Origin of the sequence: Streptomyces sp. NWU339, from assembly GCF_003143855.1 — a bacterium.
In the GTDB taxonomy this organism is placed as follows: Bacteria; Actinomycetota; Actinomycetes; order Streptomycetales; family Streptomycetaceae; genus Streptomyces.
Window position 1 is genome coordinate 42,085 of sequence record NZ_QFRK01000022.1, and the last position, 11,125, is coordinate 53,209.

At 73.5% G+C, this 11,125-nt stretch carries 10 protein-coding genes and 1 pseudogene; 5 read left to right on the forward strand and 6 right to left on the reverse strand.

Annotated elements, in window-relative coordinates; genetic code table 11:
* Positions 1–32: 32 nt before the first annotated feature.
* The 4 genes from trpB to lgt all read left to right on the forward strand — a co-directional run bounded on the left by trpB (position 33) and on the right by lgt (position 4,242).
* The gene (trpB, locus tag DIZ27_RS24295; RefSeq protein ID WP_109380582.1) at positions 33–1,349 is read left to right on the forward strand and encodes a tryptophan synthase subunit beta; all 1,317 of its coding nucleotides are present in this window, start codon (positions 33–35) and stop codon (positions 1,347–1,349) included.
* Complete coding sequence (gene trpA / locus DIZ27_RS24300; RefSeq protein WP_109380583.1) at positions 1,346–2,164, forward strand: tryptophan synthase subunit alpha; 819 nt, start codon at positions 1,346–1,348, stop codon at positions 2,162–2,164. The genes trpB and trpA overlap by 4 nt, the downstream gene beginning before the upstream one ends.
* 158 nt (positions 2,165–2,322) lie before the next feature.
* On the forward strand, positions 2,323–3,099 hold the full coding sequence (locus DIZ27_RS24305; RefSeq protein ID WP_181383665.1) for a thioredoxin domain-containing protein: 777 nt from the start codon (positions 2,323–2,325) through the stop codon (positions 3,097–3,099).
* A gap of 75 nt (positions 3,100–3,174) precedes the next feature.
* On the forward strand, positions 3,175–4,242 hold the full coding sequence (lgt, locus tag DIZ27_RS24310) for a prolipoprotein diacylglyceryl transferase (RefSeq protein ID WP_109380585.1): 1,068 nt from the start codon (positions 3,175–3,177) through the stop codon (positions 4,240–4,242).
* Between the two features lie 79 nt (positions 4,243–4,321).
* Here lgt and DIZ27_RS24315 read toward each other — a convergent pair whose 3' ends face one another.
* The 6 genes and pseudogenes from DIZ27_RS24315 to DIZ27_RS24340 form a co-directional block, all read right to left on the reverse strand.
* Positions 4,322–4,525 (reverse strand): hypothetical protein, encoded by a 204-nt coding sequence (locus DIZ27_RS24315; protein WP_181383673.1) that lies wholly within the window; start codon positions 4,523–4,525, stop codon positions 4,322–4,324.
* Positions 4,449–4,940: pseudogene (locus DIZ27_RS24320) on the reverse strand (CoA transferase); the annotation flags it as partial. The pseudogene DIZ27_RS24320 and the gene DIZ27_RS24315, both read right to left, overlap by 77 nt.
* The gene (locus tag DIZ27_RS24325; RefSeq protein WP_109380586.1) at positions 4,937–6,349 is read right to left on the reverse strand and encodes an ADP-ribosylglycohydrolase family protein; all 1,413 of its coding nucleotides are present in this window, start codon (positions 6,347–6,349) and stop codon (positions 4,937–4,939) included. The gene DIZ27_RS24325 and the pseudogene DIZ27_RS24320, both read right to left, overlap by 4 nt.
* Positions 6,337–7,518, reverse strand: a complete 1,182-nt coding sequence (locus DIZ27_RS24330) for an ADP-ribosylglycohydrolase family protein (RefSeq protein WP_109380587.1) — start codon at positions 7,516–7,518, stop codon at positions 6,337–6,339. Before DIZ27_RS24330 ends, DIZ27_RS24325 begins: the two co-directional genes overlap by 13 nt.
* A gap of 7 nt (positions 7,519–7,525) precedes the next feature.
* Entirely contained in the window at positions 7,526–8,665 is a 1,140-nt protein-coding gene (locus tag DIZ27_RS24335) for an ADP-ribosylglycohydrolase family protein (protein WP_109380588.1), read from the reverse strand.
* On the reverse strand, positions 8,662–9,699 hold the full coding sequence (locus DIZ27_RS24340) for an ADP-ribosylglycohydrolase family protein (protein ID WP_109380589.1): 1,038 nt from the start codon (positions 9,697–9,699) through the stop codon (positions 8,662–8,664). The genes DIZ27_RS24335 and DIZ27_RS24340 overlap by 4 nt, the downstream gene beginning before the upstream one ends.
* 283 nt (positions 9,700–9,982) lie before the next feature.
* Between DIZ27_RS24340 and DIZ27_RS24345 the strand changes: the two genes are divergently transcribed.
* Positions 9,983–10,714, forward strand: a complete 732-nt coding sequence (locus tag DIZ27_RS24345) for a VIT1/CCC1 transporter family protein (protein WP_109380590.1) — start codon at positions 9,983–9,985, stop codon at positions 10,712–10,714.
* Positions 10,715–11,125 lie beyond the last annotated feature (411 nt).

The following is an 11,125-nucleotide window of genomic DNA, read 5'->3' on the forward strand; positions in this document are numbered from 1 at the left end:
ACCGAGAACAACGCTCACCGTGAGGTTTCCGCATGCCCAGCCAGTTCTTCATCCCCGACCCGGAGGGTCGGACCCCCAGCGCCGAAGGCTACTTCGGGGCGTTCGGCGGCAAGTTCATCCCGGAGGCGCTCGTCGCCGCCGTGGACGAGGTCGCCGTCGAGTACGACAAGGCCAAGGCCGACCCCGAGTTCGCCCGCGAACTCGACGACCTGCTGGTGAACTACACCGGCCGCCCGAGCGCCCTCACCGAGGTGCCGCGCTTCGCCGAACACGCCGGTGGCGCCCGGGTCTTCCTCAAGCGCGAGGACCTCAACCACACCGGCTCCCACAAGATCAACAACGTGCTGGGCCAGGCGCTGCTCACCCGGCGCATGGGCAAGACCCGGGTCATCGCCGAGACCGGCGCCGGCCAGCACGGCGTCGCCACCGCCACCGCCTGCGCCCTGTTCGGCCTCGACTGCACCATCTACATGGGCGAGATCGACACCCGCCGCCAGGCCCTCAACGTGGCCCGGATGCGCATGCTCGGCGCCGAGGTCATCGCCGTGAAGTCCGGCAGCCGCACCCTCAAGGACGCCATCAACGAGGCGTTCCGCGACTGGGTCGCCAACGTCGACACCACGCACTACCTCTTCGGCACCGTCGCCGGGCCCCACCCCTTCCCCGGCCTGGTGCGCGACTTCCACCGCGTCATCGGCGTCGAGGCCCGCCGCCAGCTCCTGGAGCGCGCCGGGCGGCTGCCCGACGCCGCCGTCGCCTGCGTCGGCGGCGGCTCCAACGCCATCGGGCTCTTCCACGCCTTCATCCCGGACGCCTCGGTACGGCTGATCGGCTGCGAACCCGCGGGTCACGGCATCGAGAGCGGCGAGCACGCGGCCACCCTCACCGCGGGCGAGCCCGGCATCCTGCACGGTTCGCGTTCCTACGTCCTCCAGGACGACGAGGGCCAGATCACCGAGCCGTACTCCATCTCGGCCGGGCTCGACTACCCGGGCATCGGACCCGAGCACGCCTACCTCAGGGACTCCGGCCGCGGCGAGTACCGCGCGGTCACCGACGACGCCGCCATGCAGGCGCTGCGGCTGCTGTCGCGCACCGAGGGCATCATCCCGGCCATCGAGAGCGCCCACGCGCTGGCCGGTGCCCTGGAGGTCGGCAGGGAACTCGGCGAGGACGGGCTGATCGTGGTCAACCTGTCCGGCCGGGGCGACAAGGACATGGACACCGCCGCCCGCTACTTCGGGCTGTACGACACCGCCGACGCCGGCGCCACCACCGCCACCACGGACAAGACCGTCGCCGCCGACGCGGAGACCGACACCGCCGAGATCGAGAGGGACGCCAAGTGAGCGGGAACGTACAGCTGCTGAGCGACACCCTCGCCGCGGCCAGGTCCGAGGGCCGGGCCGCCCTCATCGCCTACCTCCCGGCCGGGTTCCCGACCGTCGACGGCGGCATCGACGCCGTCAAGGCCGTCATCGACGGCGGTGCCGACGTCGTGGAGGTGGGCCTGCCGCACAGCGACCCCGTCCTCGACGGGCCCGTCATCCAGACCGCCGACGACATCGCCCTGCGCGGCGGCGTCCGGATCGCCGACGTGCTGCGCACGGTCCGGGAGGCGCACCGGGCCACCGGGAAGCCGATCCTGGTCATGACGTACTGGAACCCCGTCGACCGCTACGGCGTCGAGCGGTTCGCCACCGAACTCGCCGAGGCGGGCGGCGCCGGGTGCATCCTGCCCGACCTGCCCGTCCAAGAGTCGGCGCCGTGGCGGGAACACGCCGACAAGCACGGCCTCGCCACCGTCTTCGTCGTCGCGCCCAGCAGCAAGGACGAGCGGCTCGCCGAGATCACCGCGGCGGGCAGCGGCTTCGTCTACGCCGCGTCCCTCATGGGGGTCACCGGCACCCGCGAGTCGGTCGGCACGCAGGCCGAGGAACTCGTGGCACGCACCCGGGCGAGCCGCGCCGACCTGCCGGTGTGCGTCGGGATCGGCGTCTCCGACGCCACCCAGGCCGCCGAGGTCGCCCGCTTCGCCGACGGTGTGATCGTCGGCTCCGCCTTCGTCAAGCGGATGCTGGACGCCCCCGATCCGGCCGCCGGGGTCGAGGCCGTGCGGGCGCTCGCCGGCGAACTCGCCAAGGGCGTGCGCGGACAGGCGTGAGCACGCCGTTCCCGGGCCGGAGATCGCGGTTTCCGGCCCGGGCACCGCGGGTGGCCGGTCATCCGCAGGCCGTCAGCAGATAGTCATACGGGTCCCTCGTACGGGTGGACCTGGGGCCGGGGAGGCGCGGTGCGCCTCCCCGGTTCGTTCTGCGGAGTGTGAGCGAGAAGAATCGTGAGGGAAAGCGCACCGCCCGGGAGCGGCTGGCGGTCGAGCGCGAGAAGCAGAAGACGGCGGACAGGCGCCGCCGCACCCTGATCGTGGGTGCGAGCGTGGTCTGTGTCCTGGGGCTCGCGGCGGTGATCGGAGTCGTCGCCGCCAACGCCGGGAAGAACGACGGAAAGGAGGCCGGCCCGGTGGTGGCGCCCTCGGGGGCCCTCGGCAAGGACGGCCTCGCCATCCCGGTCGGCAAGGAGAACGCCAAGTCCACGCTCACCGTGTGGGAGGACTTCCGCTGCCCCGCCTGCAAGTCCTTCGAGCTGGCGTACCGCCCGACCCTGCACGAGCTGTCCCGGTCCGGCCAGCTGAAGATCGAGTACCACCTGGTCACGCTCATCGACGGCAACATGGGCGGCACCGGCTCCCGCAACTCCGCCAACGCCGCGGCCTGCGCCCAGGACGCCGGCAAGTTCGCCGAGTACCACGACGTGCTGTTCGACAACCAGCCCCAGGAGACGGACGACGCCTTCGCCGACAACGGCAAGCTCATCGAGCTGGCAGGCAAGGTCGACGGTCTCGACACGCCCGCCTTCCGCGGCTGTGTGGAGGACGGCACGCACCACAGCTGGGTCGGAAAGTCCCAGGAGGCCTTCCAGAAGGGCGGCTTCTCGGGCACACCGACCGTCCTGCTCGACGGCAAGAACATCTACCAGGACAAGACGATGACGCCGGCGAAGCTGAAGGAGATGGTCCGGAAGGCCAACCAGGAGCAGTAGGCGCCCTCCCGTTATGGAGCCGTAGCCGGGCCGCCCGACGTGGGACCGGTCCGGCACGGTAGCGTCGACCCTGCCATGGAACTTGCCTACATTCCCAGCCCGTCGAGCGGGGTGCTGCACCTGGGCCCCATCCCGCTGCGCGGCTATGCCTTCAGTATCCTCGTCGGCCTCTTCGTCGCCCTCTGGATCGTCGACCGCCGGTGGGTGGCGCGCGGTGGCCAGAAGGGCACCGCCTGGGACATCGCGTTCTGGGCGATCCCGTTCGGCCTGGTCGGTGGTCGTCTCTACCACGTCGTCACCGATTACCAGCTCTACTTCGGAGAGGGCCGCGACTGGGTCGACGCCTTCAAGATCTGGGAGGGCGGCCTGGGCATCTGGGGAGCCGTCGCCCTGGGCGCCCTGGGCGCCTGGATCGGCTGCCGACGCCGGGGCATCGCCCTGCCGCCGTACGCCGACGCCGTGGCCCCCGGGCTGGCGCTGGCGCAGGCGATCGGACGCTGGGGCAACTGGTTCAACCAGGAGCTGTACGGGCGGGAGACGGACCTTCCCTGGGCCCTGCACATCACGTCCACGGCGGGCGGCCGGGTGCCCGGGTACTACCACCCGACGTTCCTGTACGAGTCGCTGTGGTGCGTCGGTGTCGCCCTGCTGGTCATCTGGGCGGACCGTCGCTTCAAGCTCGGGCACGGGCGGGCGTTCGCGCTGTACGTCGCGGCGTACTGCGCGGGCCGGTTCTGGATCGAGTACATGCGGGTCGACGAGGCCCACGACATCCTGGGCCTGCGGTTGAACAACTGGACCGCGATGATCGTGTTCGTGCTCGCGGTGGTCTACATCGTGGTGTCGGCGAAGAAGCGGCCGGGACGCGAGGACGTGGTGGAACCGGGCGCGGCCGCCGCCTCCGGCGGTGCGGCCGAGGCCTCCGGTGGGACCGGTACCGGCGAGAAGGGCGAAGCGGACTCCCCGGGGGCGAAGGGCGACGCCGAGTCGGCGAAGGACACCGAGGCGGGCGAGGACGCCAAGGCAGAGGAAGACGCCAAGAGCGCCAAGAGCAAGGAAGACGCCGAGGCCGGGGACGACGCCGAGGCGGGTTCCGGGGACGCCCCCTCCAAGGACGGGGCCGGGTCGGCGAAGAAGAGCTGACGGCCTGCCGGCCTTCTGCGACAACGACGCCGTGGGGCGCCCGGAGGATTCCGGGCGCCCCACGGCGTGTGTGCGGCCCTCAGACCCGGCGGGCCGGGGACAGGACGCACTGGGCGGCCGTCACCACCGCCGCGTCGATGGAGCAGCCGTCGTCGGGGAGGGCCCGGGCGCCCCGTTCGCCGACCGCCGCCTTGACGATCCTCTCCGCCCGTTCGATCTCTTGCTCCGTCGGCAGACAGGCGCGCTCGATGACCGGCGGCCGCCGGGGGCGCGTCCGGTGCACCGGTGATGGCGGCGAAGCCGCTCGTCGCCTCGGCGAGGGTGCCGAAGCCGGGGGGCGACGGGCGTACGGGCCGGCCCAGGTCCCACTTCCCCAGGGTGCCCGGCCGGAAGGTCTCGATGATCACGTCGGCGGCCCCGGCGAGGCGCAGCAGGGTCGCCCGGCCGCCGGTCGTGGACAGGTCGAGGGTGATGGTCCGTTCGTCGCGGCCGAGCATCTTCCACCACGGCCCCGCGCCGTCCTTCGACGGTCCGTGGCCGCGGGAGGGGTCCGGCTCCCTCGGGTGCTCGACCTCGACCACCTCGGCGCCGAAGTCGCCGAGCAGGGTCGCGGCGAGGGGCCCGGCGGAGAGGGCGGCGCGGTCCAGGACGCGCAGGACGGCCGACGGTGGGTCGGCGGGGGCGGTGGGCCGGGTCATGGGCGGGAGGCCTCCAGGTGGGTCAGACGGGCCAGGGTGTCGAAGCCGATGCCGTCGAAGGTGCCGATGGAGGTGGCCAGCCGGTTCTTCAGCGGGGCCGTCCAGCGTTCGGGGAGTGCGGCGGGGGAGCCGGCGAGGAGAGCGGCGATGCCGCCGGCGGTCGCGCCGTTCGAGTCGGTGTCGAGGCCACCGGACACGGCGCGGCAGATCGCGCCGGTGAAGTCGCCGTCCGCGTGGGTGAGGGCGGCGGCGATCAGCGCGGTGTTGGGCACGGCGTGCACCCAGTGGACGTCCGCGTGCCGGGTGTGGATCGCGTCGACGACGGTGGCGAAGTCGTCGTGCTCGTGCGCCAGCCGCACGGCGTGGCGCACGGCGCGGGCGAGCCGGGAGCGGGGCGGTACGACGGCGAGACCGGTCCGCAGACAGGCGTGGACGTCCTGGCCGCCGGTGCCGGTGCCGACGGTCTGGTCCGCGGCGGCGGTGGCGATGACGGCCGCGGCGAACATCGCGGCGTAGACGCCGTTGGCCGTGTGGGTGAGGGTCGCGTCGCGATGGGCCTGTTCCGCCGCGCCCGCCGGGTCTCCGGGGTTGGTCCAGCCGTGCACGTCGGCGCGGATCAGGGCGCCGATCCACTCGCGGAACGGATTGCGGTGCCGGGCGGTGCGCGGGGGCTCCAGGCCGCTCAGGAGGTTGCGGTAGGCGATGCGTTCGGCGGTGAAGGCGCGGCCCGCCGGGAGTTCGTCCAGCCAGAGCCGGGCCACGTCCGCGGTGGTGAAGTCCCTGCCGTACCGCTGGAGCAGCAGCAGGTTGAGGAGGGGGTAGTCGAGGTCGTCGTCCTCGGGCATGCCGTCGATGTTCTCGGCGAGGGACGTGGCCGCGGAGCGACGGTTCCAGGGGTACCGGGCGGCCAGTTCCGCGGGGACTCCGCGGGCGGTGAAGTAGTCGTTCAAGGGCCAGTTCCCGGTGGCCCGGGCGAGTTGGCGGATGCCGTCGAGGGGGAGTTTCTCCACGGGCTTGCCGAGCAGGCAGCCGACGGCCCGGCCGAGCCAGGCGGCTTCGAGGCGGTCGGTACGGCGGTGGTCCGCGTCGACGTGGTCGGGAGCCGTCGGAGCGGTGCCGGCGGGGGAGGGCCAGTCGGGGCACAGGGACTTGATCGCGGCGAAGTCCGTCGGCTCGTCGTCCGCCAGGCTGCTGGGCAGGTCGGCCAGTTCGTCCAGGAGGTCCCCGGCCAGCAGCCTGAGGTAGCGGGACGCCGGACGCGGGGAGGCGCCGGCACGGAGCGGGGCCTCGGGGCCGCCCGCCGCGCGCCAGCGGGCCGCGACGGCCGAGGGCGTCCTGCCGTCCTGGGCCGCCTGGCGCAGCTCGTGGCCGATCAGGTCCTCCGGCTGGACCCAGGTCAGTCGGAGCATGCCGGGCCTCCCAACTCGGCGAACGCCCGTTCGTGCGCTCGGCGTCGGGAGACGTCGCGCGCGAAGACCTCGCAGGTCACCGCGGTCAGCGCGGCCGCGGGTGCCCAGAGGTCGAGACGGCTGGCGTCCGCCACGGTCTTCGCCCAGTCCTCGGGGACCGGCGAGCCGAGGGCGCCGGTCACCGCCCCGGCCATCGTGGCGATGGAGTCGCAGTCCCGGCCGTAGTTCACCGCGCCCAGCACCGCCTGCCGGAAGTCGCCGCGGGCCACCACCACCATGCCCAGCGCGACGGGGAGTTCCTCGACGGCGTGCAGCCGGGACGGCCGGCGGGCGCCCAGCGACGGGGAGCGGTAGTCGGGGCCCACGGTGTCGTACGGGGCCACCGCCTCCCGCAGCGGGCGCAGCGCGGACTCGAAGTCCGGGTGCCGGGAAGCCTCTTCGCAGACCCGTTCGATCGCCTCCCGGGTGCCGTCCTTCGCCAGCGACAGGCACGCGTCGACGACCGAGTCCGCACTCGCCCCCGGTGCGCTCGCCGCCGCCACGGCCGCGGCGAGCACCCCCGCCGCCTCCCGGCCGTACGACGACTGGTGGGCCCCCGCGACGTCCAGCGCCTCGGCGTACGCGCCCGCCGGGTTGGCCGCGTTGACCAGGCCGACGGGGGCCATGTACATCGCGGCACCGCAGTTGACGATGTTGCCGACGCCCGCCTCGCGCGGGTCGACATGGCCGTAGTGGATCCGGGCCACCAGCCACTTCTCCGCGAGGAAGATCCGCTGGAGCGGGAGCGCCTCCGCCTCCAGCTCCGGGATCCAGCGCGGGGTGCCCATCAGGTCCGGCACCAGATGGTCGGCGACGGCATGGGCGTCCAGATGGTCCCGGACCCGCGCGTACACCCGGACCAGGGCGTGCGTCATGAGGGTGTCGTCGGTGACGTGTCCGTCGCCCTTGTGGTACGGGGCGATGGGCCGCGCGGTGCGCCAGGCGTCGCCGTTCCAGGGACCGACGACACCGTGGACGCGGCCACCGTGGCGTTCGGCGATCTGCTCGGGGGAGTACCCCTCGACGGGGCCGCCGAGCGCGTCGCCGACGGCGGCTCCCACCAGCGCGCCGGTGATCCGTTCGTCCAGGGGCGCGCCCCGGCCCCGCTTGTCGTCCTCTGTGAGCGTCATGTCCGAATCATCCCCCTGGTGGGGGTGGTTGCGCGGCTTCCAGCAGTCCGGCGAGTTCCACCAGGTCGGTGCCGGTGAACCGGGGGAGCGCGCAGCCGGAGAGGATGCGGCAGCTCTCCCGCCACGATGCGGGGATCACCGCACCGCCGCCCAGCACGCCGGTCAGGGCGCCCACGAGGGCGGGGGCGGAGTCCGCGACCCGGGACAGGCAGGCCGCGGCGGGGACCGCCTCCGCGAGCCGGCCGCGGGCGGCGGTGGCCAGGGCGAGAGCGACGGGAACGGTTTCGGCGGCGGCGACACCGTAGCTGTAGACGTGGTCGACGATCTGGTGTTCCAGGAGCGGTACGAGGGCGAAGGCGCCGTCGGTGTCCGCGGCGAGCCGCAGGGCGTGCCGGGCGTTGCGGCCGATCTCCGTCTCCTCGGGCAGCTCGGCGACCGCGGCGGCCACACACTCCGCCACGTCCGCTCCGGCCAGCGCGAGGGCGACGGCGGCGGCCATCGCGCGGGCGCCGTGCACCCCGTCGCCGTCCTGGGTGTAGCGGGCGTCGAACTCGGCGAGCGCCGCGGCGCGTCCGGGGTCCCCGGCGTGGGCGACGGCCAGGACGCAGGCCCGTACGCAGGCCGCGTCGTCGAAGTAGTGCGGGTTGTCGTGGCCGGTGGCGGGCGGACGCAGACCCGTGGCGAGGTTGCCGAGCCCGGCCCGTACGGAGATACGGGCGCGCAGGGGGAGCACGGCCGACTCGATCTCGGGGGCGCGGGCGGCCGCCGCGGCGACCTCTCCGGCCACGACGTTCCAGGTCAGGTCGATGGCGGCCCGGGTACGGCGTTCCCGGCTCAGGTCCCCCAGGACGCTGTCGCGGCCGGCCAGCAGGACCGCCTCGGCCGCGAACGCCGCCCACTCGGCGTCGTCGGAGGGGCCGAGCCGCAAGGGCTCCGGGGACTGGTTGAGGGCGATCGGCACGGGGAGGGTGGTGGTCGCGTTCTGCTCGGCGAAGGCGTCCAGCTCCCGGGTGAGCCGCCGGGTCCACTCGGGCATCCGGGCGGCCCGGTGCCGTGCGGCGGGCCAGCCGGCGGCGTCGCCGGCGGCGAGGCCGAGGAGCAGGCCCTCGATGCGCGCCCGCGGCGGCGGGGCGGGAGATGGGGTCATGCCGGGGCCTCCGTGTCGTTGTCCGCTGCCAGGACGAAAGTGCCTGGTACGAGCAGGTCCGCGATGTCCAGGACGTGGTGGCCGGCCATGGCGGGGAGGCAGCTGCCGCGGGCCGGGCCGATGGCCGCGGCCCAGGCCTCCGGGATCGCGTGAACGCCCCGGGTCGCCCCCGCGAGGGCGCCCGCCACGGCCGCCGTGGTGTCGGCGTCGCGGCCCATGTTGACGGCCGTCAGCACCGCTTGTTCGAAGTCGCCGTCCGCCGCCGCGTACGCGCCGAAGGCGAGGGCGACGGCTTCGGGGGCCAGATCGGCCCAGGGATAGCCACCGACCACGACGGCGGAGCGGACCGCGCGTTCGCCCAGGTGGGCGGCGGTGACGGCGCGGCGCAGGGAACGGGCGGTCCAGGAGTCCTCCGGCACCAGGGCCAGCGCGGAGGCGACGACGGTGACCACCGGTGCTCCCGTCATCGCCGCCGCCACGCCCGCCGCGACCGCCTGGCCGCCGTAGATGCCCTCGCCGTCGTGACTGACCGAGCCGTCGACGGCCGCCAGCCGGGCTGCCTCGGCGGGACGGCCGGCCGCGAAGACGCCGTGCGGTGCCGCCCGCATCGCCAGCCCGTCGCTCCAGGGATGGCGGTGCTGGGCGGATAGGGGGGCGGCCAGTCCTCGGCGGAGGTTCTCCAGGGTGCCGCGTTCGCTGAAGCCCGCGCCGCGGAAGGACCCCTCGGAGCGGTCCGCGATCCACTCGTGCCAGGCCGCCCCCACCTGCTCCGGGGTGAGCGCGGAGCCGTGCCGGGCCAGCAGCAGGCCGGTGAGGATCGCGTACTCGGTGTCGTCCGTGCCCGCGGGGTGCTCCGCGACGTACCCGGTGACACGGCCCCACCGGGCGCGGATCTCGGAGGGCCGCATGTTCTCGGCCGGGGCGCCCAGCGCGTCGCCGACGGCCAGGCCGAGCAGCGCGCCGCGTGCCCGCTCGCGGAGTCCGGCGGAGCCTTCGGGTGCCGGGGCGGAGGGGATGCGGGCGGTCGATGCCATACGCGGCTCTCCTCTCAGGGGCGCCCCGAGGGGCGCGAAGCCCTTTGCGGAACTGTCCCCGGTGAGGTGTGCGGCGCAGCCTCACACGCCTCAGCGTCACCCGGTCGACATCTGCGCGGCCCTCCGCACAGACGTGCAGAATCCGCAAAACCGCAGGTTAGCCCAGCCTTTCCTTGCTGGCGGAGGGGAATCAGGGGGAGTATCTTGAGCGTTGTAAAAAAATAGAACGTGTCTAAAGTTGCGTCTGCTCGCAGACGCTCCCGTGAACTCCCTGGGGGACCGCATGGCGATCATCGAGACCGAGGCGACGCTGCACGAGGCGCACCGCGACAACCACACCCACCGGGACGTGAACGGCGGCTGGCTGCGCCCCGCCGTGTTCGGCGCGATGGACGGACTGGTCTCCAACCTCGCGCTGATGACCGGCGTCGCCGGAGGCTCGGTCGGTCAGCAGACCATCGTCATCACCGGCCTCGCGGGCCTGGCGGCCGGCGCCTTCTCCATGGCGGCCGGCGAGTACACCTCCGTCGCCTCCCAGCGCGACCTCGTCGAGGCCGAACTGGACGTCGAGCGGCGCGAACTGCGCAAGCACCCCCAGGACGAGGAGGCCGAACTCGCCGCCCTCTACGAGTCCCGCGGGGTCGATCCGGAGCTCGCCCGCGAGGTGGCCCGGCAGCTGTCGAAGGACCCCGAGCAGGCGCTGGAGATCCACGCCCGCGAGGAACTGGGGATCGACCCCGGCGACCTGCCCTCGCCCACCGTGGCCGCAGTCTCCAGCTTCGGCTCCTTCGCGCTGGGCGCGCTGCTTCCCGTACTGCCCTATCTGCTCGGCGCGAGCAGCCTGTGGCCGGCCGTGCTGGTGGCCCTGCTGGGGCTCTTCCTGTGCGGCGCGCTGGTGGCCAAGGTGACCGCGCGGACCTGGTGGTTCAGTGGGCTGCGGCAGCTCGCCCTCGGCGGCGCGGCGGCCGGCGTGACCTACGCCCTGGGCGCGCTGTTCGGAACCGCCGTCGGATGACCCGGCTCCACCCGACCCGGACGGGCGATCCGGTTCGGGTGATCCGGTTCGGACGGCCCGGTCGGATCACGCGGCTCGCGTGATCCGACCGGGCCGTCCGGTGATCCGGCTCCGCTTTCGTGCGACGGACCGCACAAGTAGCTGTTTACTCGTTGGTTTCGACCGCGTGACGACGGGGCATGAGCCGAAAGCGCTGCGGGCAATGAAGCCCGTGACGCACCCGCGGGGAGAGGCGAGAACGCCCTCCCCCCGCCTTCGGACCGGCGGACACCGATCTGCCCGCCCCGGTCCCCACAGCCTCCACCGCCAGGCGCGGAACCCCGCCGTGACCTGCAAGGTGTCTGCACAATGGAATGAAATATCCCCCTTTCCGGGACCTTACCCATCGTGTAATCTGCACGAAATTTCGCA